We start from the raw sequence: 23,023 nt of genomic DNA on the forward strand, positions 1-23,023 counted from the left end.
GAAGGCAAAGTTACAAAGATTTGGGACTTCTTTTGAAATTATAAGCTTCAAGTACCAAATAAAACTGAACCCCAAAAAGCAATGATGCCAGTACTAGATGGAGAGGCTGGCTGGCAAATGGGAAATCCCAATAATACATGGCCATCCCCGTTACAACTTCGGCCAACAAAATAATTAGGACCCAATTGATTTTAACAAGGTTCAACTTTAATGTATGGATCTGATGAACTAAATAAAGATTGATCAATACAACAACTATGGAAAACGATCGATGTAGGTAGAACTGAATCGACGGATCTTGCAACCATAAGTATGGTTTTTGCCCTAGCAAATCAATTTGTTCGTCTACAAACTGCCGGACTTGGGTACCTAACACAACCTGTGCTATGGTAATTAAAAGGGCAACAGTTAAAAAAGTAAATATGGTGCGGTTGTATATAGTTTCATGTATTTCTTTTTTTGATAGGTGTATCACATACAACAGCATGGCAACAATAATTAGGGCCATAATCATGTGAAGTGTTATTTTAACAGGTTCCAAAACGGAGTAGACCACTGTGGCACCCAACCATGCCTGAAATCCCATACCGAATACTACGAGCCATGAAAAAATCGTAATCCATTTGTTTTTTTTCCAATAGTTTAAGGAGAACAAGGCAAGAATTAAGGTTGCCAAGCCGGCTAGAGCCCCGAAAAGCCTGTTAATAAACTCTATCCAAGTGTGCCAGGGGTTAAAAACCGCGTAATCATGTTTGGTATAAGCCGTCCAGTTTTTATGCTTGAAAATAGAGGAAGTAACAAAATCCATTTCTGCAACTAAAAGAGTTTCATTGCGAATGATTACCTGCCCTTTTTTGTATTCTTTTTCTGCTTGCCATTGCAATTCGGACTCTTGTGTGGGCGGAATATAATATCCAAAACATTTAGGCCAATCGGGACAGCCCATACCGCTGCCTGTCATGCGCACTACAGCTCCTGCTATGATTACGAGGTAAACCAAAACCAGGGAAGCCTTGGCAATTTTTCTAAAACTTTTTGGCATGGAAAGAATGTCCCGTTATATATGTTGCAAAATTAAGTCAGTAAGAAGAATAAGAACTACATTTTATACTTTAAATTTTTGCGATCAGTCCCATCTCATCTCCTTTTTGAAGCATATATTTTTGAGCGGCACTATATTCATTGGGAATAACACCCTCTAAGATGGCCTCCTTTATGGCCTCTTTTAAAATGCCGATTTCCCTGGAAGGTTTTAGGTTAAAGGTCTTCATAATTTCTTCTCCGCTGATGGGAGGTTGAAAATTGCGAATATGGTCACGTTCCTCTACTTCCTCAATTTTTTGACGTACCAGCTTAAAATTGCGCTTATATTTTTGTTGCTTCCTTGGGTTTTTGGTTGTTATATCAGCCTCACAGAGGGTCATCAAATCTTCTACATGATCTCCTGCATCGAAAATGAGCCTACGGACCGCGGAATCTGTTACAAAATCTTCGGAAAGTATAATAGGTCTAGAACTCATTCGCACCATTTTTTGTACAAACTTCATTTTTTCATTTAGGGGCATATGAAGCCTTTTAAAAAGCGTGTACACCATTTTGGAACCTACAAACTCATGGCCATGAAAGGTCCATCCAATTTTTTTATGAAATCTCTTCGTTGGCGCTTTTCCAATATCGTGAAGCAAGGCCGCCCAGCGCAACCAAACATTCTCCGTAGTCTTGGCTATGTTATCTACCACTTCCAGGGTATGCCAAAAGTTATCCTTATGGCGTTGGCCTTCGATCTCCTCAATACCTTGCAAAGCCTTGAGTTCTGGTAAGATGTACGGAAGAAGACCGGTTTTATGCATTAAGGCAAAACCTACTGATGGCTTGGCACTTCCCAAGATTTTGTGGAGCTCATCAACAATGCGTTCCTTGGATATGATTTTAATGCGCTGTTTGTTTTCTGTAATCGCTTGAAGTGATTCGTTATGAATTTTGAATCCCAATTGCGTAGCAAATCGAATGGCCCGCATCATGCGTAGGGGATCATCGGAATAGGTAATATTTGGTTCCAAAGGAGTTCGAATCAATTTTCTGTTTAGATCGCCCAACCCATCGAACGGGTCGAGTAAAATACCATAATCTGCCTTATTCAGGGATAGGGCCAGGGCGTTGATGGTAAAATCCCTACGCTTTTGATCCTCTTCCAAGGTCCCATCTTCAACCATCGGTTTTCGGCTATCCCTATGATAACTTTCTTTTCGTGCACCCACAAATTCCAATTCCAGACCTGTATGGTTGATCATAGCCGTACCGAAATTCTTAAAAACGGAAATTTTTGGTTTTCCAGGGAGGTTGGAAGCTACTTTTCTGGCAAGTTCTATTCCACTTCCAACGGCGACAACATCAATATCCTTAGGAGTTCCCCTATCCATTAGATAATCGCGCACAAAACCACCGATAACGTAGGTATCCATGCCGAGTTCTTTAGCAGAGTTGGCAATTATCGTAAATATTGGGTCTAAAAGTGCCTTTCTATGGTCTTGTTCTTGCATTTTAATACTATTTCCTAGGGCTTTATGGGATAGGTTAAAGAATTAAAAATTGTTTATGTTAGGCAAGGGACAATACATCTTTATTTAAAACTGAGATAAAGCAATATTACCCGAATCGAAGGAAAACCTGCTATTTTTGATATTTCAACTTATCCCTTTGTACTTTTTCAATATCTAGGATGTCCTTTTTTTTGTAGGTCAATGCTTTATGTGTAGCCCTTAAATCGCGACATAATTTCCGCAATCCCATAGGTTCCAAGGATGCTGCATGATCTGTACCTTTCCAAGTCCGGTCCAACGTAAAATGCCGCTCAATGACATGGGCTCCTAAAGTGAAGGCCGCTACATCCACGGCAATACCCAAATGATGTCCCGAGAACCCAATACTTTTTACCTTATCCTCATATTTGTCCCGAAGTTTCAAAATATCCAATAAACAGATATCCTCAAAAGGAACCGGATAACCAGAAGTGCAGTTATATACCACCAAATCTTTCCCCCGGCCGTGTTCTTCAAAAAAAACAACAAGTTTCTCAATCTCATCCTTGGTAGTCATACCCGTAGAGATATGGATTTCACCGTGGTAGTTTTCACACAACCAGCCAAGCATTTCATAATTGTTATTACAGGCCGATGGAATCTTGATAAAGTTCGGTTCCAGACTGGCCATTTCCTGGGCGGAAATAGTTTCCCAGACTGAGGTAGAATACGTAATGCCCACCTCTTCACAATAATCCTTAAGTTCGCGGTGCTGGTCTACATCAAATTCCAAAAACTCCCGGTGTGCGCCATAGGTTTCCCCATAGGAATTTATTGGATTTGGGTGCGGCGCGTTGTATTGCTCCTCGGTAAGAAGCTCTCGATTGTTTCTTTTTTGAAACTTTACTGCATTGGCATTGCCAAAAATCTTGGCCATATTAATAAGTTCTTTGGCAATTTTCATATCGCCTTTATGGTTACAACCAATTTCAGCTATGATATAGGGTTCTTTATAGGTCATTAAATCTTAGATTATAATTGATGATAAATTCGGAAGCTTCACGGATTGCGCCTTCAGCCGATTTGCTCTTCAAAACGATGTCCGCATGGAATTGAATGGGTTTGGTGGCATTGGAGGGACAAAGGGACCAACCTGCCCTTAGCATATTGCTAAGATCGTTCACATCATCTCCGATATAAGCAATTTCTTTAGGGGAAATGTTCCGTTCTGCACAAATATCCTCCAAACAGGAATACTTGTCCTTGATCCCGAGAAAGACATCCTTTATTTTTAATTTTTTCATGCGTTGTGCCACAACTTCCGAGTTTTCGGATGTCATTACCATGACTTTTACCTTATGCTGTCTCAATATTTCAAGCCCCATGCCGTCCCGCATGTCAAACACTTTGGAGAATTCCCCGTCGCTATTGAACGTCACACGTCCATCTGTAAATACCCCGTCTACATCCAAAATCACATAATTGATACGTTGTGTGGATTTGTTTTGCTTAAAGTTGGAAATCAATAATTGTTCTACAACTTGCCAATCGGTTTCCGAATCGATTTCTACCAATGTATCCTCGGACATTTCTATAATGCCAATTTCTCCACTTAATCGATTCTTAGAGGCCAATAAAGCGGGTTTAGTGGAGCAATAGAGTGCTCCGTTTTCTATGAGTAGACCTTCAAAATCTTGCCTACGAGGACGACTACGGAAATCGTAGTTCAGAGGTTTTCCACCTTTTGACCATGTAAACCTGTGCGTATTTACAACACTTAGAACAGCATCTAATTTTTCTTTTTTCAATTTTTCCAATCCCCTGTTAATATCCGTTCTTTGGGTCAAGGGCGATGTGGCTTGTAGCAGGCAGAAAATATCAAAATTCGTTTCTACCTTGTCGCAAAATTCCAGCATGGCCGCTTCCGTTGAAGAGGTGTCCGAGGCATTTTCCGAAGAACGTTCGAGACACTTCACCTTGGTCGACCAATTAAAATGGGTGTTCACATAATCAATGATTTCCAAATCATCTGTGAAAATAAAAACCTCGTCCAAGTTGGAAAAAATGGCCTCTGTAAGCACCCAGGTAAACAAAGGCCTGCCCAGCAATTTTTTCTTGTTTTTGCCCGGAATACCTTTGGAGTTTTTTCTGAGTGGAATGAATCCTATCGATTTAGACATATGCTTATTTATTGGTCCACGACCATGTTTTCTATTAAATTCCGGGTAGCCTTAACTGTAAATTTATCTAAATAATCCTTACCCAGAAAAAATCGCTCCTTCACGATTTCCAAATTGGAAAGTGCAGTGGAGAAAAGGGTATACCCTTGTTCAAAATAAAATCCTTTTCTAAGCCCTAAAATTTCAATGGGGAATAGTGCGGGAAGGATAACAATATCGGTAAAATGTTCCTCGTACCTTGTTGTTTCCCTAGGATGTACTTTTAGTACAACGGTCATATTTTTTGGCACTTTGGCGATTACATCCGAGTAGATTTTTATTTTTTCCGACTCATTTTTAATGACCTTGTCCTCGGAAATGGGCTGGCTAAGAATCAAAGCGTTGTTTTGCCCTTCTATTTTAAATGTATCCTTGGGAAGAAATACTTCAAAAATTTCATTTTTTGTCGTTTCGTCCAATTTCGCCGTCTCTTTTTTAATGTTAAGCTCCACAGCCTTTTTTTGTAGAGGTTGGGGTAGCCTATTGGGAAATTGGGCAAAAATAGTCTTCACTTCCTTATCGAAGCCACCGCCAATCGGAGTGTTCGTTAGGTATCGCTTTATCAGCTGTTCAAAAAAACTATGTCGCTGACTATAGGTTCTCGCACCGTCCTCGATCATGTTGATTTCCTTCTTGCCAAACTCATATAAAAAATAGCTTTTGGAAGAATCCGTATCACAGAGATAAATATCCGATGAATAGATGAATTCTTTTTCTTTTATTAAAGAAGGATACTTTCCTTCCAAATAGGGAGCTAATTTTTTCTTTCGACGAAAGGAGTAATCAAATTTACCTAAATCAGCTACGTGATCCTTGCGCTCTGAGATTATCTGGACATCTCGAAAAAACCGCTTTTTGAGATTAGGAATCAGAGTCTCTATCATGGGTGTGCTTTCCACTAGGAACAAAAGATTATTTCCGCAGTTGTTGGATTCATATCCCGAATCTCGGATAATATGTAATATGGAAAGGTATATGTGGTAGATGGTGGATCCTACGTAGGTACGGCGTACAGAATTTTTTGGATTTATATTGGAGATGGAACTCAAAAAACTACATTTGTAAAGTTGGACAAATTTAAGGAAAATAGCTTGAGCACGGTCAGTGTAATCATAAGTACCTATAATAAACCAGAATGGCTCAAAAAGGTCCTTTGGGGCTTTCAATGTCAGACCTATAAGGATTTTGAGGTTATTATAGCCGATGACGGTTCCGGTGCAGAAACCCGGGAGCTTTTGGCCGAAATGGAGGAAAAGGCCAGTTACCCAATACATCATGTATGGCAGGAGGATGATGGCTTTCAAAAATGTAGGATTCTCAACAAGGCCATCCAAGCAAGTAAGACCGAATATATCATTATGACGGATGGGGACTGTATTCCACGTGAAGATTTTGTTCAGGTACATTACATCAACAAGGAACCGGGTTATTTTATATCCGGTGGGTATTACATGTTGCCCATGAATATTTCAAAGGCAATAACCCTGAAAGACATTGAAGTACAGAATTGTTTTAATATTCAATGGCTTAAGGATAAAGGTATCCCAAAGACATTCAAGAACAACAAACTAACGGCTAGGGGTTTTATCTCTACATTGTTCAATACGTTTACACCCACCAATGCCAGTTGGAACGGTCATAACTCTTCCGGATGGAAAAAAGATATTCTTAATGTAAACGGATTTGACGAGCGGATGCAATATGGAGGTGAAGATCGTGAATTTGGGGAACGTCTCTTTAATTTCGGGGTCCGATCAAAGCAATTGCGCTATAGTGCAGTCTGTGTTCATTTGGATCATGAACGGGGGTATAGAACTCCGGAGGCTATTGCCAAGAATCAAGTAATCCGTAAGGAAGTAAGACAGAAAAAAAGTGTGTGGACCTATTATGGCATTACCAAGTAGTATGCCAGTTCGTTCTTTTTCTCCAGTTTTTTAAGCTCGCGATACCTTTCCAAATCGCTCAAGGCGTTAAGGTAGCAAATGGTAATTCCATTTTTACCGTCCAGAATACCTAAACGAAGAAAGTAGTGATTAAAAAACTTCCATAAAGGCTTAACGATTAGTGAAAAAAAGCTAAATTTTCGCTCCCTATAAAAATCCTCTTTTGCTTTTAGACGCCCATATTTTAGCATTTTTGCCTTGTAATCTTCATAATTCTTGTAGCAATAATGGGTCAATTTTTCCTTAAGGATACCACATGTGCCATCTACTACCAATGTCTCATGAACTATTTTTTTATCGGAAAACCGGGCTTTGCTTTTCCGAAATAGCCTATAATTTTTATCTGTTTGCCATCCACTAAAGTGTAATGGACTATCCTGAAACATAAATTTTCTATAGAACCAATATGCCGCATGGTCCATATCGCCATTCACCGTATCAATTATCTCCAATTTCAGTTCTGAGGAAACCACCTCGTCTGCATCCAAAAACAATATCCAATCATAGGAAGCCTGCTTCAAGGCAAAAGATTTTTGCAAGGTAAAGTTGGAAAAGGGATGTTGAATGACCCTGACTTTGGGATGATTTTGCAAAAATTCATATGTACCATCCGTACTATAGGAATCTACCACTATAATCTCATCGGCAAACGATATGGAGTCTATACATCTTTCAATATAACCAATTTCGTTATAGGCAATTATCAGTGCTGATATCTTTTCTTTGGGGGGGGTCATAACAAATTGTGTTAAGCAGGTATATTCAATTCTATAAACAAATTTATAACTAAAAAAAATGGAAAATAGTATATTACCCTGTAAATTTCCTACAAATATTCTTCTACACAGCTACATCATACTCCCTAAGCGCATCGTTAAGAGAAGTCTTTTTATTCGTACTTTCCTTTCTAGTGCCGATAATTAGGGCACATGGCACTTGATAATCCCCTGCGTTGAACTTCTTTGTGTAGCTCCCTGGTATAACAACTGAACGCGCAGGAACCCTACCTTTGGTTTCCAAAGGTGTATCCCCGGTAACATCAATGATTTTGGTAGAAGCGGTAAGGACTACATTGGCTCCCAAAACGGCCTCACTTTCCACCCGGACCCCTTCAACCACAATACATCGTGAACCGATGAACGCATTATCCTCAATTATGACAGGGGCCGCTTGCAAAGGTTCCAGAACACCTCCAATACCGACACCGCCACTTAAATGCACATTTTTCCCTATTTGGGCACAGCTACCAACCGTTGCCCAGGTATCTACCATGGTGCCTTGATCCACATATGCCCCGATATTCACATAACTGGGCATTAAGATGGTTCCCGGAGAAATATAGGCGCCATGTCTGGCCACGGCGTGGGGCACTACTCGTATACCCTTTTCTTGATACCCTCGTTTTAATGGAATTTTATCGTGATATTCAAAAATACCTGCTTCCAAAACCTCCATTTTTTGTATAGGGAAATAGAGCACTACGCCCTTTTTTACCCATTCATTAATTTGCCACCCATCCTTTGTAGGTTCTGCACAACGCAGTTTTCCTTCATCAATGTGATCTATAAGCTTGCGAATGGCATCTTGGGTGCCAGATTGTTTGAGAAGTTCCCGGTTTTCCCATGCATTTTCGATTATTTGTCTCAATTCGGTCATTGGTTGTTTAAAATTTTATCAAATATACAGGTCATTGTTCAATTCATCCATCCTTATGTGCCGTTATTACGTATAATGAATTATTTTTGCCAAAAATTTAGGATTGGGACGATTTTTGGCACTAGATTATGGAAAAAAGAAAACGGGCATTGCCGTTACCGATGAATTAAAGTTGATCGCTTCTGGCTTAACAACTGTGCCTACACATGAATTATTTGCTTTTCTTACGGAGTATTTGCGGAATGAAACGGTAGATCAAATTATTGTAGGCGAACCTAAACAAATGGATAATACGCCTTCTGAAATAGAAGAATTGATAAGGCCTTTCTTAAAGCGGTTGTCCTTGAAATTTCCTGAAATACCCGTAGACCGGCAAGACGAGCGTTTTACCTCAAAAATAGCTTTTCGAACCATGATCGATTCAGGATTGAAGAAAAAACAACGTAGGAACAAAGCTTTGGTAGATGAAATAAGTGCAACCCTAATCCTACAGGACTATTTAAAAAGAAAGCAATGACTTTACCTATAGTAGCCTATGGCGACCCAGTTTTACGAAAGGTGGGCAAGGAAATAAACAAACAATATCCCCAATTGGATGAACTCTTGGCCAATATGTGGGAGACCATGTATAACGCCAACGGTGTGGGTTTGGCCGCACCACAAATAGGGTTGCCCATTCGCCTTTTTTTGGTGGATACCACCCCATTTGCGGATGATGAAGAGCTCTCGGAAGAAGAACGAAAAAAGTTGAACGGCTTCAAAAAGGCCTTTATCAATGCCAAAATAGAGAAGGAAGTAGGGGAGGAATGGACTTTTAACGAAGGTTGCCTAAGCATTCCTGATATCCGCGAGGACATAAAGCGCATGGATACAATTACCGTTTCTTATTTGGACGAAAATTTTAAAGAACATACAGAAACCTATGATGGACTTTTAGCCCGAGTTATTCAGCATGAATATGATCATATAGAAGGTATTCTCTTTACCGACAAGCTTTCACCTTTGAAAAAACGATTGCTGAAAGGGAGGTTGAACAATATTTCCAAAGGTAAGATTGAGGTGGACTATCGCATGCGTTTTCCCAATCTAAAAAAAGGACGTTAAATTTGAAGCCTCTGGTATCAAAAGACTCTTTTTTGTTTAGCTTGCTTATAAACTTGGGTTCCTATTTTTGGTTTTGATAAAAACACAAATATGGAATTAGAACAAATCGTTCCAAAAAAATTCTTTATTTAATTTCCAAGTCAAACGAAAAGTATCATATTTGCGGCTTTAAATTCTTTGAATACATGAGTTTGGACAAAATTCTTTCCATAGGCGGTAAACCAGGTCTTTACAGACTGTTGACCCAGACACGAACCGGTTTTGTGGCCGAGTCCCTTTTGGACAAAAAAAGAATATCCGTTGGTGCACACAACAATGTTAGCGTGCTTTCGGAAATAGCCATATATACCTTGGAAGAGGAATTACCGTTACGGCAAGTTTTCCAAAAGATTCAAGTAAAGGAAAAAGGGGGGAAAACTTCCGTTGCCCATAAGGCCGAGAAAATAGCCCTAGAGGAATACTTCTTTGAAATATTGCCCAACTATGATGAAGATAGGGTATATGCCAGCGATATCAAAAAAGTGATTCAATGGTATAACCTCTTACTTGATAATGGTATTACCGATTTTTCCGATGACGAGGAAAACTCTTCTGAGGAAGAATAGTAACGCAATAGTAGAAAAGGAAAAGCCTGGCAATTTGCCAAGGCTTTTTTTGTTAAATGGCCGGTGGCCTATTGGTTATTCAAACACTTATATATTTAAGTTCGGCAAACAAGGGTTCTCCCATAGTGCCTTTTCTTTCGTTCTGGATTTTTCAATCCTTCTCTATCTCTTCGTAGGTGTACTTGCTCTTTTCCCAGTCTATTAAAGGTGAAGGATAGTATTTTACATCCATACGATCCAAGAACGGGGCCTGTTTGGCCAAGCGCACTTTATAATCCTCCCAATCGCGGTTTTCCTCAGTACTCCAACTCAGTTCGGAATAACCCAGGATACGTGGAAAGGCCAGATATTCCAGTTCGTCTATGTTGCTGATGGTCTCTGACCAAAGCGGGGCCTCTACGCCCAGAATATTCTCTTTGGGAATACCGCCATAGGTATCGGGATTCCACACATAGGCAGTATCCACCGGAATATAGGCCGCCCAATGGAGCCCATGTTTGGAAAGTGTATCGTATTGCATATCCAAATAAGCCTTTTTGGCAGGGGATACGATGAGTTGCATCCCTTTTTCAACCGCTTTTTTGGCATTTTCCTCGCTGGCCCACCATTGTGCTATAGAGGTGGAATCGATATCTGCGGTGGCCACTTCGTCCCAGCCTATCATCCGCTTGCCGTGTTTTTGTACAATTTTTTCTACCCTTTCTACAAAATAGATATAATCCCTTTTCTTGGTTACATGACTTTCGTCACCTCCTATATGGAAGTAAGGTCCTGGTGTAATCGCAGAAATTTCCCGTACTACATCATCAATAAAGGCATATACCGTATCCTTTCGCGTGTTAAAGGTGCTAAAGCCTACGTGCGTACCTTCATAGAGTTTGGGTGTTTTTCCATTGCCATTCAAAAAGGGATAGGAAACGGATGCCGCATTGGTATGACCTGGCATATCTACTTCAGGTATTATGGTCATATAGCGTTCCGCGGCATAGGCAACAATTTCTTTGTAGTCCTCTTGGGTGAAAAAGCCCCCGGCCTCACCGCCAACTTCAGTACTTCCGCCAATTTCGGTAAGCTTGGGCCATGATTTTATTTCGATACGCCAACCTTGGTCGTCGGTTAAATGCAAATGCAAAACATTGATTTTATAATAGGCGAGTAGGTCTATGTATTTCTTAACATCCTCAACGCTGAAGAAATGTCGGGCCACATCCAACATGGAGCCTCTATAGGCAAAGTTGGGACTGTCCATAATCTTGCCCGAAGGAATGGGCCAAATACGCTGCTCGGCCAAGGTATCGTTACTGGTTTCTGGGACAATCTGCCGTAGCGTTTGTATGCCCCGGAATGCCCCTTCCGCCGTACTGGAATTCAAGATTATCGTGTCCTGCGTAATATACAGCTCATAGGCCTCGGGAGATTCCATCTCCAGACTGTCCGATCGGTTAATGTAAATAACCCTTTGTGTACCTTCGGGAGCATCCCTGTTAACCGGAATTTCCAAATCTATTTTGGCCTTTATCTTTTTAGCTAAAAACTGCCCTGCTTTTTCATACTCGGACTCGTTTTCGGAAGTAAAAATGGCCGTATAACGATCCAAGGCAAAGGCGGAATGGGTCGGAATTATTTTTAGCGGTTTTGGCATAAAGCTTTCCTGGGCCAGATCTGTAGGTGGAAAATTGATAGGTTTCTTTTTCTCTTCTTGGCAAGCCAGAACATGAATAAGGATGAATAAAAATGAAAAAAATTTGATTAAGGTCGATTTAAGCATTTTCGAAAAATTTATAGGTTGATATGTTGATCGATGAATATTTCTTTGATGGGTAACTGCGATTTCAAATTTAGTCCATATACGGCTTTAATACGTTATGCCATAACTCATATCCCTTAGCGTTCATATGAAGTCCATCCTTGATAAAAATATCGGTCTTTACCTTTCTTCCATCCAACATGGGTGCCCAGACATCCGCAAATTCCAAATGTTCGTTTTGCTTGCTCAATCTGCTGAATTTGCGATTTAACCTTTTATATTTCCGTCTTAGGTTCCATCGGGCAATACTTGGTTTTGCCGATATGAGGACTATTCGCGTAGTGCTATCCTTTTTTTTGATTTTATCAATGATTTCCTTGGTAGTGTCAACTATGGTATTAGGCTTTTTACGGGCAGAAATATCATTGTCGCCCTCATAAATAAAGACCTTTGACGGGTTATATTTTAAAATGAGATCATCTATATGAATCAATAAATCGGAGGCCTGTGAACCACCAAAGCCAGAGTTAACAATTTGATGTTGCGGAAAAAGCTGTTCCAAATCATTCCAAATCCGAATACTGGAACTGCCTGTAAAAATGACGGTTCGTTTGGAAGGGTCCCAAAGGGAATCGTATTTTTTGCCGATAGCTTCCACTTCATCCCTGAAACGAAATGAATCCTGTGAATGACCAATGGTATAGGTTATCAAAAAAAATAGGACAATGCGATATTTCACTATGCAAAAATTAAGAGCGTAAGTTAGTTTTTATTTGGGATTGTCCAAAAGTTTTAGGGTGTCATCATTTTAAAACGTAATGAAAATATAGGAAGAATTGAAATTATGCCAACTTGCAATAATCTGTCATTCAACTTTCAACAGAATTGCAGTGGTTTTCTTAACTTGTTTGAGAACCAGCTAAATCCACTACAATGACCACCAAACTTTGCACTTTCCGAAAATACTTTTTATTCCTATCTCTATTTCTGGCAATGATTGCCTCCGCGCAGCAAATCTCTAAGGAAGAGCTTATTTTTTTAACTCCGGAATGGAAAGGTGAGCGTTTGGCGGATGGCCGACCTTATGTCTCAGATGAAATTTTGGAACGTATGAAAAAGGTGACCTTGGAAGAGGCCTGGGCCGTGCTTAAAGGCCAAAATTTTAAATATCAGTATGAAGAAAATTGGCAGACGATAAATCCGGATAGCGTTTTGGTGGGAAGGGCGGTCACGGCGGTGTTTGTACCGGGCCGGCCAGATATTCATCGGGTAATCGATGAAAAAGGGCATACCAAGGATGGTCGCATAAAATCCCAAAATGCCTGGACTATCGATTTATTGATCAAGGGAGATGTTTACGTGGTAGATCAATTTGGTGCACATTTGGATGGCCCTACCATTGGCGACAATTTAGGGAACTCCATCTATGCCAAAACTGGAAACGGAATCGTGTATAACGGAGCAATACGGGATATAGACGGTTTGAAGGAGTTGGAGTCTTTTACCTCATTTTTTCGAACGTATCATCCATCCCATCATTTGAACAACCCGGATGGGGAACTAAATACGACATTGATCGGAATCAATACACCCACACGAATCGGGATGGCGACGGTAATACCCGGGGATGTGGTATTGGGACGTGATGGCGGAGTTATGTTTATTCCTCCCCACTTAGCGGAAAAAGTGGTAAAGACCTCTGAGATCGTGCGACTTCGAGATATGTTTGGTCACCAGCGGTTACGCGAACAGAAATATACGCCGGGTCAAATTGATTCCAGATGGTCCGATGTAATAGAGAAAGATTTTTCCCAATGGCTTAATGCCCATATTGATGAATTGCCGGTACCTAAGGCACAGATACAGGAGTTGTTGAAGACTCGAACATGGTGAGCAGATTATGAATGACCACCCTTCCAAAATAATCGTAAAATCAAAGAAATGAAAAACTCAAGAAGAGACTTTTTAACCAAGACCATGGCTGCTGGTGCATTGTCCGCCATACCTTTTGCCAGTTATGGAAAGGAATTTGAAACCGCAGTCGATCGGACACCTAAAATGTCAGCTCCATCAGACCTTAGGATTACGGATATCAAATGTGGCTATATACGGGGAGGGCATAGTCTTTTTGTAAAAATATATACCAACCAAGATATCGTTGGGCATGGTGAAGGTGTTGATGCCACTCCGGGAACCTACCACCTGGTAAAAATATTTGGGGAACGATTGCAAGGAAAAAGTCCCCTAAATGTGCATCGACTATTTGAGGATTTACGAAGAAGAGGTTTTTTTGAAGGGGCACAGGCAGGTATGTACGTTTCGGTGCTCACAGCAGTGGAATCCGCTTTATGGGATTTGGCCGGTAAGGCCTTGGGACTTCCGGTATACCAGTTATTAGGAGGCAAGTTTAGGGACAAGATCAGGGTTTATATGGATACGGCACTTTATCAAAATAGGCTCCCCAAACCAGAGGATTTTGCCACTAGCGCCAAGGAGGCTGCGGATATGGGATTCACAGCGGTAAAGTTTGATTTGGACCAGGCCAAAGATCCCAATAAATATGACGCCTATAACTGGACGGCGAGTCCTGCGGAGATACAACGTATGTACAATCAGATGGCTGCGGCCAGACAAGCCGTTGGCCCCAATATTGATATCTGCGCCGATATGCACGGACGATATGATACCACTTCGGGAGAACGGGTCGCCAAGGTTTTGGAGCCGCTGAACATGATGTGGTTGGAGGAACCTATTCCCGCTGAAAATGTAGAGGCCTATAAAAAGATTACGGAATCGACCAGTACCCCCATTTGTGCTGGTGAAAACCACTATTTGGCCTATGGTTTTAGACCTTTGCTGGAAGCAGGTGCCGTGGATGTTATTATGCCGGATCTACAAAAAGCCGGCGGTTTGGGCGAGGCCCAACGTATTGCTAATCTGGCCAACCTCTATTACGTTCCTTTTTCTCCACATATGGTGGCTTCATACCTCGGTGCCATGGCCTCCTGTCATGTCTGTGCCTCCGTACCCAATTTTATGATATTGGAATGGCAGATTTACTTTCATAAGAACCCGATGTTCAAGGAAATTGTCACTTTTGACGGTCCAATGGTGGTAGACGGCTTTATTCCACTTTCCGATAAACCCGGAATTGGCGTGGAAATTAATGAAGAGGGCATGCGGAAATATGCCGTAAAGGATGTTCCTTTTTTCAAATGATAAAAAAGCACTACCGAAAAGAGACTCCAAATCTATCACGTGAGTTAAAATAAAGGAAATTTCTTGATGTCCTAGGCTATGGGTGAGCTTAAGGTGCTGTAATACCTTCAGCAACGGACCAATCGTAAAAACGCTGTATCCAACTGTCAGATGGCAGCCCCTGTTCCTTCATGCCAAAGCCATGACCGCCTTTGGCATACATGTGAAGTCCTACTGGTTTTTTGGCCGAGAACCATTTGGAGTACAGCTCAATACTTCCTGAAGCCAATCCTAAGGGATCATCCGTTGCACATACGATTAACATCGGAGGTGCATCGGAGGGAGGGTCATTTGGCGGAAGTACGGTTGTCCAAGGATAAACAGGAACCAAGAAATCCGGGCGGTTGGCCTCAGTGTAATTGTAGCCAACACCCATAGTAACGGCCCCACCGGCTGAAAAGCCCATGAACCCGATTTTATCAGGGTCTATAGCATACTTTTTTGCGTTTTTGCGAACATACGCAATAGCGGTCAATCCATCGGCAATGGATAGTGGCAGTACAGGTTGTACCTGTCTACCGATTTCCATGGGATTGGAATTGCCCAAATCCGTAATTTCCTTTACGCCATCCTCTCCGGTGGGTACCAATCTGTATTTGAGAACAAAAGCAGTAATCCCTTTTTTATTGAGCCATTCCGCAACATGATTGCCCTCGCTCAGAATACTTAAAGCATAAAGTCCACCTCCAGGTGCAACAATGACCGACGTACCGTTAGGACTTTCGGGACGGAAAACCCGCATAGTGGGAACGGACACATTGGTCACCACTTCATTGTCCCAAATTTTTGAGTAGTACTGCTTCTCCGGCCCTTTCCATGAGATATCCCTTGGGTTCTCATGGGCAAGCTCTACAATTTCTTGAGCTATTGTAAACTGTATTAGGACTAAACAACTTAATAAAAAAGTAATTTTTTTCATGTGTTTAAATTTTTTAACTATCTGTAAATAAGATATCTAAAAATTTGAGAACCCATGCAACCACTCATTGCATTCGTTCTCTCATAAATTTATTTTAATCATCCTATTACGCGGGGTTTTTGATTAAAAAAATTCATGTTCGTTTCATTTGTATTTATTTGAACTATTCTAAACTTCTGTCTGGATCATTTTAGCTCCCTATCCAAAGAAATGCCAAAGCGGCCAAAAAACCACCTGCCAATGGGCCCAGAATGGGAATCCATGCATAACTCCAATCACTACTTCCTTTTCCCTTTAAAGGTAAAAGCGCATGCATAATGCGCGGCCCAAGATCACGTGCCGGATTAATGGCATATCCGGTAGGTCCTCCCAAGCTAAAACCAATTCCCATCACCAAGAGGGCAACCGGAAGAGCGTCCAAGGAACCCAATGAAATAGGTTCCTCTGAAAAAGTACCTCCGGCAATATAGAATACCCCGAAGACCAAAGCAAAGGTTCCAATAGCTTCGGAAACAAAGTTCCACAAAGGATTACGAATAGCCGGTGAGGTGCAAAAAGTAGCTCTAAGCGCATCCGGTTCCTCGGTGGCATCATATTGCTTTTTATAGGTTAACCAAACCAATGTAGTCCCTGTCATAGCACCCAATAACTGCGCTAACATATAGCCTGGCACCATTGACCACGCGAACTTCCCCGCGCTGGCCAACCCCAAGGTTACGGCAGGATTCAGATGCGCACCACTTACATCGGCACTAATAAAAACGCCTACAAAAACAGCGATACCCCATGCCAAGGATATGCCGACCCAACCCGAATCAGATCCCTTGGTACCCTTTAAGACTGCATTGGCTACAATACCGTTCCCTAAAAGTAGAAGCATACCAGTACCTACAAATTCAAAAATATAAGCGGTCATCGTGTTGATTATTTAGTTGCTGTAAGATAAAAAAAATATGATAGGCGTTAAACAGGACACTTTTACCTTACATTTATTCGGTAATAGCTTGATATATAAACTGGCGCATTATGGTCCCATAATAATTGTTATAGGGTTGGACCTGTGTCAATAAAATAGCGATGAGTTCTTCTTTGGGATCTACAAAAAAATAGGTGCAATATGCCCCACTCCAATAATATTGCCCCACAGATCCCAAACTTTTGCTGTCGGCCAGATCCGTGGTAACCCCAAAACCAAAACCGAATCCCTGACCCGGAGCTTGATATAAATCGCCAACCTGATTCATGGTCATAATTTCCAAAGTCTTGGGACTTAGAAATTGCTTTCCATTCCATTTACCTTTGTTCAACAACATTCGGCAAAAGGCCATATAATCGGAAGCTGTTGAAAATAGTCCGTGGGTTCCTCCAAAAACCGTATTTCCCTGGGTAGGCAATTGCTGTTCGGAATTGACCAATTTTCCTTCTGGATTGAAATTGTGGACCGGCACCCATCTTTTTTGATTTTCATTCGAAATATTGTATCCCGTATCATTCATTTCAAGAGGATCAAACAATCGCTGCCGTAAAAAATCTATGACGGTCATTCCGGAAAAGTGCTCGATCAATAGCGCCAATACATCCGGGGAAGCACTATAATACCATTGTTCCCCAGGATGCCCCATAAGTGGTAAACCCACCAAAGTGTTGACACGGCTCTCTATGTTTTCTTGAGGGTTAAAGTATAAGGCTTCCCGTACTTCCTTATCCAAAGCAGACCCTCCAAGACCGTGCGAGAAACCTGCAGTATGAGAAAGTATATGCGCTATCGTGATTTCGGTATGGGCAGGTTCGGTAGGTCCTGCTTTTCCAAGTTCAAGATCCTGGGCGACCTTTACGTCCTTGAATTGGGGAAGGTATTTGGAAACAGGATCGGTCAGAAAAAAATGCCCCTCTTCGTAGAGCATCATAAAAGCAACGGTAATTATGGGTTTCGTCATGGACATAATATGAAAAATCCCATCTTTTTCCATAGGAGATTTGTCCTTCAAACTACCATATCCATAGGTATTGTCGTGTACTATCTGTCCTTTTCTTGAAACTAGTGAAATCGCTCCTGGGATTCTTCCTTCTTTTACCTCTTTATTTAAAAAGGCATCATATCTGTTCAGACGTTCCGGGGATATTCCGGCTACATCCTTCTTTTCCAATAGTGCCTGTTGTCCATGTACGGATAAAACGAAAAGGCAAATAAAACTTAAGACAATTGTAAAATTGTGGCTATTTTTCATGGTTGGAGTTTGTTTCTAATAGGATATGACAACTTTTGCCAAAACCTATTCCGTTTTTCCAATTTCCAAGATAGTCTTTTTTTGCTAGCTGTTGAACCTCCTAAGAAATTCTCTTTTTAAGGTTCTATTTTCTTACGGAAATTTTTAACTTGTTGCTGTATTAAAAAATTCAAATGCTATTCTGAAAGGTATTATCCGATAACTTAATTTAAAACAAAACTACTATGAGCGATTTAGCAGATAAATTGGCTGCATTAAAATCCACAGCGGTAAAACAATTAAACGAATGTGGGGTGTCCGATATTGATCACGATCAATTGGATGGCTATGTCAATAGTTTAAAGACCATGGTGAACAATCAGGATGCTCTTCTCGTATCTGGAACGGATGAGTCCGAATTGGAGACCGTAAGACGTAATTTCGTTGAGAAAAAATTAGGAGTAACCAATAAGGACAAGGCCATGGCCGCTATCCATTCCGTTGCTGATAAAATGTCCGGAATCCGAATGAAAAGCAGACCGGCATTCTACTATTTGGTAGCTCATGAGCTAAACTAACTTTCCCATATACTATTGAAAAAGCGCCCGAATAGGGCGTTTTTTTGTACATTGGATTTGCCGTTCCCTTTCACCACAAACCATGGGATTATTCCCAAATAACCGGACCAACCAGAACGATGACCCTTTTTAAAAACCTTATTTTCTATTCTTTTTGCTGTATTTCCATATCTGTCGTTTCGCAGTCCACAAATTCAGATTTGAAAGCGAGACCTGTAGCCGAGGCCCAGGCCTTGACTGAGGCCCCATTGATTGATGGTGATGTATTGAACGACCCCATTTGGCAAACCATAGAGCCATTTGATGAAATGGTTCAAGCGCAACCGAATTTCGGTCTACTAGCTACTGAACGAACAGAAATCCGTATTGCCTATACTTCGGAGGTGTTCTTTATTTCCGCCGTCTGTTATGATGCCAACCCGGAGGGATTGGTAGTCAGTGATGCCCGTAGGGACGCCGATTTGGATAATACGGATGCCTTTATCTTTATTTTGGACACGTATAAGGACAGCCAAAACGGATTTGTGTTCGGTACCAATGCCCTCGGAGTAGAATATGATGCTCAGGTTGATAATGAAGGCCAGGGGAATTTTAATGCTAATCGACAACAAGGAGGTACCATTGGAGGTTTTAATCTAAATTGGGATGGATCTTGGGAGGTTCGGACAGAAGTAGGGGAGTACGGCTGGAGTGCCGAGTTTGCCATCCCGCTGCGTACACTTCGGTTCCAATCCGGTAGGGACTGGGGCATTAATTTCCGCAGAAATATTCGCAAAACCAATGAAATTACCTATTGGGCCCCCATGCCCGTAGGACTGGATCTAAAGAGGCTTTCGCTTGCGGGAACCCTAACAGGCTTGGATTTACGGAGCCCAGGAAATTTAAAATTGATTCCATATGTCCTTGGTCGTATGGAGAAGGATTTTGAAGCGGCCAATCCCAGTACGGAATGGAGTGCCGATGCAGGAGGGGATCTAAAATATAGCGTTACCCCCAGTCTTACCCTAGATCTCACGTACAATACGGATTTTGCCCAGGTTGAGGTAGATGACCAACAGGTGAATCTAGATCGCTTTAATCTGTTCTTTCCAGAGAAACGCCCTTTTTTTCTGGAAAATGCGGGCCAATTCAGTGTAGGTAGCCCAGGTGAGGTGGATTTATTCTTTAGCCGTCGAATAGGTATTGGCGATGAAGGTAACATTGTTCCCATCATCGGTGGGGCAAGACTATCTGGAAAACTCAACCGGACCAATATCGGTTTTTTGTCCATGTGGACAGAGGACGTTCAGGAAGAGGGGGTAGAGGAAAACAATTTTACCCTGGCGCGTGTTAACCATGAATTTAAGGGACGATCGGCACTGGGGGCGGTTGTTATCAACAAGGAGGGCTTGCAATCCGATGATAATTTCAACCGTACCTTTGCCATGGATGGAAAATTGGGTTTGGGCAAAAAGGCAAGATTGGCAGGTTTTTATGCCCGTACCCAAGACCCGAACGATACCATAAATGAACGCTCCTTTAAATTTCAGGCCGACTACAATTGGAACAATTGGGAATTGAATGCTGCCTATACGGAAGTGGGGCAAGGTTTTAACCCCGAGGTGGGTTTCTTACTGCGTACAGCATTTAGAAAACCGGAGGCCCGAGTACTTTACCATTTAAGACCTCGAAATCCGGATGCAAAAATATTGGAGTACAGACCCCATATTTCGTATCGTAGCTACTGGAACTTCGATAATTTTTTAGAAACCAGTTTTTTACATATCGATAATCATTTTGAATGGAAAAGTGGGCTGGAAATCCATACAGGCGTGAACGTAACCACGGAAGGTGTTGTGGATGCCTTTGATATTTCCCGTGGGAAAAACGTTATCGTACAGCCCGGCACTTATAATCATGTAGAATCCCAGATTGTATTCTTTACCAATAGAAGCCATCCTTTTTCGGTAAACCTAAGGTCAGTAATCGGAGGGTCTTTTGGAGGTACACGCTATATAGAGAGCCTTACGGGACGCTTGCGCTTAGGTGATAAGTTTAATTCGGAGGTTACGTTCTTGTATAACAATTTTCAATTGCCCGTAGGCAATTTTACCGCCAATATTTTGAGAAGTCAATTATCCTATGCCTTTAGACCCAATATTTATTTACAGGGACTTATCCAACACAATACCACGGATAAACTTTGGGCGGCCAACCTACGTTTTGGATGGTTGCAGCGTGCCAATACGGGACTTTTTGTAGTTTGGAACTACAACCTTCAGGACGGCGATCCGTTGAACAATAGTTTTATAGTAAAGTATACGCGAATGTTCGATTTGGTACGATAATCCCTTAAACCCCAAATTGTTGCAAGTGGTGATCCAAATGTTTGGAAAATAAGGTATTCCATTCCTTTTCCGTTAACGGGCCAAAAGCGTGGGATTCTTTATTGTGAAAATGGGCAGGCCCCAATTGAAAGGTCTTATCCAAATGATCCAGTAGGCGTTTCTTTTCTTTTTCAAAATCCCTTTGCCCTTCAATGAGAAAGATTGGAGCTGTTCGTGCATTCTTTTTATAGGGTTTGGGTCCGACGACCACATTTTTGGCGAACAGTTTAATCAGGAATTTTTGAAAACCTTTGGGCTTGGGATACTTGTCCGTGTACACCAGTTCGTAAGCCACGTTTACGTGGGCAAGCATTTGATCGACACTCATTTTGCCCCAATGATTCTGGGTTTCCGGAGTCAAGGAGTTGATGCGCGTCTTGATTTCCTTTACATCGTTTTCATCGAAGATATTTTTCATGGATATCCTTAATTTTTGATTGGAATTTCTAAAGTACTAAAAAATAGAATTTGGCATGGTAAGACTTTCTTTTATCCAATTTGCTTTTCAAATATTATCCTTAAGAAATAGCTATACATATGGATTTTTAAATTATTTTGATTCCACTCTAAATCGCAAAACGGTCTTTAGTTTTTCCGGGGCCACCTTTCTAAAATCGGTCAGATAAATTTCCCTATGATCTTTGGATATTCTTGAGAGATTTTCTTTCTCGGCAAAATCTTCCATGACCTTAAAACTTCGGGGTTCATCATCATAACTTCCTAGATGCATCATTTGAATGCACTTCCCGTCCGTTATCTTTTCAAACGTAACCTGCTCCAAAAGCGGGTGTGTTTTTCTTTTTTTGGTTTGTTCCAACATTTCCAAAAAATAATCATCGGTAACAAAGGCCGGCTGACGGATCATCAATTTAAAAATCAAGTCATTTTTATCGATTGTTCCGGTAAATGTTTTTTTGGCTTCCTTGGTAATGTCCCAAATACCCTCTAAGGGATAAACCGTATAATCACTGTACCCTTGCGGCTTTTTCGACTCCTTTTTTAGGTTCATTTTTATGGCGTAGGAAACAGAATAGAGGACTCCGATATATTCGGCAAAAATTTTGTTTTGGGGACTGCCCGAACCTTTTATGGTAACGAACTTGAATTCCGGGATTTCTACTATTTCCGGGTTGCTCTGGGGCAGATAAATCTCCTTTTCCCGTTTTCGCCATTCATGTTTCATAGGACAATAGCCTTTAGTGTTGCCTAAATGTATTTAAAAAGTGGAAATCAAAGGTGGATTGAATTCAATTACTTTTTAACCATTTTTGCGGAATTAGCGATGGACCACTGTTTGGCTACTTGTTAAATGCATTCCCAGAATATCCATGTAGTAGGATTTCCAAATCTCTTAGTCTATGGTATGCTGTGTTACTATTGGTTTACTTTGTAATTTCCTGGGGTAAATCCGAATGTTTTCATCAACCGGTTCCAAGTATTGCTTTGCGAAATGGTCAATGTTATATAGCAAATTTCTTCTTTGGAAAAGAAGTTCAACAATGGATTATATATACTATTGGATATTGGTTTTCCGTCCAATTGGGTAAGGGCATCGGTGAGATAGAGCACCACCCTTTCCTTCTCCGAAAAATAGGGCGTTTCTTCCCAGACACATAATGAAGATAGGCGCAACTCTGTTTCACCTAAATGTTTCAACTCCTTATGGTGCATATCAACGCAGTAGGCGCAGCCATTCTTTTGGGATGTTCTTAGCTTAATGAGTTCCGTTAAGTTTTTGTCCAGAGGGGATGCGTCGATCAAACCTTCAATGGCCCGTAGACTTTCAAACATTCCTTTTGGGACATCTTGATATGTAATTCGTTCCATGGTTTATTTTGTTTTATAAGTTTGGAACAAATTTTATACATACGATGGATTTAAAAATTAAGGTATCTTAAGAAA

Annotated in this window: 23 protein-coding genes; 8 read left to right on the forward strand and 15 right to left on the reverse strand. The window is 41.1% G+C overall.

Annotation, left to right across the window (positions count from 1 at the left end; all coding sequences use genetic code 11):
• Positions 1-10: 10 nt before the first annotated feature.
• The 5 genes from ACP2AF_RS11515 to ACP2AF_RS11535 form a co-directional block, all read right to left on the reverse strand.
• Entirely contained in the window at positions 11-1,042 is a 1,032-nt protein-coding gene (locus tag ACP2AF_RS11515; RefSeq protein ID WP_425236302.1) for a COX15/CtaA family protein, read from the reverse strand.
• 70 nt (positions 1,043-1,112) lie between these two features.
• Positions 1,113-2,540: a CCA tRNA nucleotidyltransferase gene (locus ACP2AF_RS11520; RefSeq protein WP_425236303.1), complete on the reverse strand. Its 1,428-nt coding sequence runs from the start codon at positions 2,538-2,540 to the stop codon at positions 1,113-1,115.
• 130 nt (positions 2,541-2,670) lie between these two features.
• Positions 2,671-3,540, reverse strand: a complete 870-nt coding sequence (locus tag ACP2AF_RS11525) for an N-acetylneuraminate synthase family protein (protein WP_425236304.1) — start codon at positions 3,538-3,540, stop codon at positions 2,671-2,673.
• Positions 3,530-4,699: a cytidylyltransferase domain-containing protein gene (locus ACP2AF_RS11530; RefSeq protein ID WP_425236305.1), complete on the reverse strand. Its 1,170-nt coding sequence runs from the start codon at positions 4,697-4,699 to the stop codon at positions 3,530-3,532. The genes ACP2AF_RS11525 and ACP2AF_RS11530 overlap by 11 nt, the downstream gene beginning before the upstream one ends.
• 8 nt (positions 4,700-4,707) lie before the next feature.
• Positions 4,708-5,787 carry a glycosyltransferase family 52 gene (locus ACP2AF_RS11535; RefSeq protein WP_425236306.1) on the reverse strand — a complete coding sequence of 360 codons (1,080 nt, stop codon included), beginning with the start codon at positions 5,785-5,787 and terminating at the stop codon, positions 4,708-4,710.
• Positions 5,788-5,805: 18 nt separating this feature from the next.
• Here ACP2AF_RS11535 and ACP2AF_RS11540 point away from each other — a divergent pair, with 18 nt between their 5' ends.
• Positions 5,806-6,642 (forward strand): glycosyltransferase family 2 protein, encoded by an 837-nt coding sequence (locus ACP2AF_RS11540; RefSeq protein ID WP_425236307.1) that lies wholly within the window; start codon positions 5,806-5,808, stop codon positions 6,640-6,642.
• On the opposite strand, the gene ACP2AF_RS11545 is transcribed toward ACP2AF_RS11540, so the two are convergent.
• Positions 6,624-7,418: a glycosyltransferase family 2 protein gene (locus tag ACP2AF_RS11545; RefSeq protein ID WP_425236308.1), complete on the reverse strand. Its 795-nt coding sequence runs from the start codon at positions 7,416-7,418 to the stop codon at positions 6,624-6,626. The two genes, ACP2AF_RS11540 and ACP2AF_RS11545, sit on opposite strands and share 19 nt — an antisense overlap.
• A gap of 103 nt (positions 7,419-7,521) precedes the next feature.
• Positions 7,522-8,337, reverse strand: coding sequence for a 2,3,4,5-tetrahydropyridine-2,6-dicarboxylate N-succinyltransferase (locus tag ACP2AF_RS11550; protein WP_425236309.1), 816 nt, complete (start codon positions 8,335-8,337; stop codon positions 7,522-7,524).
• A gap of 103 nt (positions 8,338-8,440) precedes the next feature.
• On the opposite strand from ACP2AF_RS11550, the gene ruvX reads away from it, so the two are divergent.
• The 3 genes from ruvX (at position 8,441) to ACP2AF_RS11565 (ending at position 10,046) form a co-directional block, all read left to right on the forward strand.
• Positions 8,441-8,854 (forward strand): Holliday junction resolvase RuvX, encoded by a 414-nt coding sequence (gene ruvX / locus ACP2AF_RS11555; protein WP_425236310.1) that lies wholly within the window; start codon positions 8,441-8,443, stop codon positions 8,852-8,854.
• Entirely contained in the window at positions 8,851-9,441 is a 591-nt protein-coding gene (gene def, locus ACP2AF_RS11560) for a peptide deformylase (protein WP_425236311.1), read from the forward strand. The genes ruvX and def overlap by 4 nt, the downstream gene beginning before the upstream one ends.
• 185 nt (positions 9,442-9,626) lie before the next feature.
• Entirely contained in the window at positions 9,627-10,046 is a 420-nt protein-coding gene (locus tag ACP2AF_RS11565; protein WP_425236312.1) for a DUF5606 domain-containing protein, read from the forward strand.
• Positions 10,047-10,197: 151 nt separating this feature from the next.
• Here the strand turns inward: ACP2AF_RS11565 and ACP2AF_RS11570 are convergent, their stop codons facing one another.
• Positions 10,198-11,814 carry a family 20 glycosylhydrolase gene (locus tag ACP2AF_RS11570; protein ID WP_425236313.1) on the reverse strand — a complete coding sequence of 539 codons (1,617 nt, stop codon included), beginning with the start codon at positions 11,812-11,814 and terminating at the stop codon, positions 10,198-10,200.
• 70 nt (positions 11,815-11,884) lie between these two features.
• Positions 11,885-12,532 (reverse strand): GDSL-type esterase/lipase family protein, encoded by a 648-nt coding sequence (locus tag ACP2AF_RS11575; protein WP_425236314.1) that lies wholly within the window; start codon positions 12,530-12,532, stop codon positions 11,885-11,887.
• A 194-nt stretch (positions 12,533-12,726) separates the two neighbouring features.
• On the opposite strand from ACP2AF_RS11575, the gene ACP2AF_RS11580 reads away from it, so the two are divergent.
• Both ACP2AF_RS11580 and ACP2AF_RS11585 read left to right on the forward strand, forming a co-directional pair.
• Positions 12,727-13,686: an RraA family protein gene (locus tag ACP2AF_RS11580; RefSeq protein ID WP_425236315.1), complete on the forward strand. Its 960-nt coding sequence runs from the start codon at positions 12,727-12,729 to the stop codon at positions 13,684-13,686.
• A 48-nt stretch (positions 13,687-13,734) separates the two neighbouring features.
• Entirely contained in the window at positions 13,735-15,012 is a 1,278-nt protein-coding gene (locus ACP2AF_RS11585; RefSeq protein ID WP_425236316.1) for a mandelate racemase/muconate lactonizing enzyme family protein, read from the forward strand.
• A gap of 88 nt (positions 15,013-15,100) precedes the next feature.
• On the opposite strand, the gene ACP2AF_RS11590 is transcribed toward ACP2AF_RS11585, so the two are convergent.
• The 3 genes from ACP2AF_RS11590 to ACP2AF_RS11600 all read right to left on the reverse strand — a co-directional run bounded on the left by ACP2AF_RS11590 (position 15,101) and on the right by ACP2AF_RS11600 (position 18,198).
• Positions 15,101-15,970: an alpha/beta hydrolase gene (locus ACP2AF_RS11590; RefSeq protein WP_425236317.1), complete on the reverse strand. Its 870-nt coding sequence runs from the start codon at positions 15,968-15,970 to the stop codon at positions 15,101-15,103.
• 190 nt (positions 15,971-16,160) lie between these two features.
• The gene (locus ACP2AF_RS11595) at positions 16,161-16,886 is read right to left on the reverse strand and encodes an MIP/aquaporin family protein (RefSeq protein ID WP_425236318.1); all 726 of its coding nucleotides are present in this window, start codon (positions 16,884-16,886) and stop codon (positions 16,161-16,163) included.
• Positions 16,887-16,959: 73 nt separating this feature from the next.
• A complete protein-coding gene (locus tag ACP2AF_RS11600) occupies positions 16,960-18,198 on the reverse strand; it encodes a serine hydrolase domain-containing protein (protein ID WP_425236319.1) in 1,239 nt (412 codons plus the stop codon).
• 224 nt (positions 18,199-18,422) lie between these two features.
• On the opposite strand from ACP2AF_RS11600, the gene ACP2AF_RS11605 reads away from it, so the two are divergent.
• Both ACP2AF_RS11605 and ACP2AF_RS11610 read left to right on the forward strand, forming a co-directional pair.
• Positions 18,423-18,755: a DUF2853 family protein gene (locus tag ACP2AF_RS11605; RefSeq protein ID WP_425236320.1), complete on the forward strand. Its 333-nt coding sequence runs from the start codon at positions 18,423-18,425 to the stop codon at positions 18,753-18,755.
• Positions 18,756-18,955: 200 nt separating this feature from the next.
• Positions 18,956-21,082: a DUF5916 domain-containing protein gene (locus ACP2AF_RS11610; protein WP_425236321.1), complete on the forward strand. Its 2,127-nt coding sequence runs from the start codon at positions 18,956-18,958 to the stop codon at positions 21,080-21,082.
• Between the two features lie 4 nt (positions 21,083-21,086).
• Here ACP2AF_RS11610 and ACP2AF_RS11615 read toward each other — a convergent pair whose 3' ends face one another.
• The 3 genes from ACP2AF_RS11615 to ACP2AF_RS11625 all read right to left on the reverse strand — a co-directional run bounded on the left by ACP2AF_RS11615 (position 21,087) and on the right by ACP2AF_RS11625 (position 22,948).
• Entirely contained in the window at positions 21,087-21,539 is a 453-nt protein-coding gene (locus ACP2AF_RS11615) for a DUF1569 domain-containing protein (protein WP_425236322.1), read from the reverse strand.
• Positions 21,540-21,671: 132 nt separating this feature from the next.
• A complete protein-coding gene (locus ACP2AF_RS11620; RefSeq protein WP_425236323.1) occupies positions 21,672-22,304 on the reverse strand; it encodes a GyrI-like domain-containing protein in 633 nt (210 codons plus the stop codon).
• A 191-nt stretch (positions 22,305-22,495) separates the two neighbouring features.
• Positions 22,496-22,948 (reverse strand): carboxymuconolactone decarboxylase family protein, encoded by a 453-nt coding sequence (locus tag ACP2AF_RS11625; protein ID WP_425236324.1) that lies wholly within the window; start codon positions 22,946-22,948, stop codon positions 22,496-22,498.
• Positions 22,949-23,023: the final 75 nt, after the last annotated feature.

It is taken from the genome of Ulvibacterium sp. (assembly GCF_965248315.1).
In the GTDB taxonomy this organism is placed as follows: domain Bacteria; phylum Bacteroidota; class Bacteroidia; order Flavobacteriales; family Flavobacteriaceae; genus Ulvibacterium.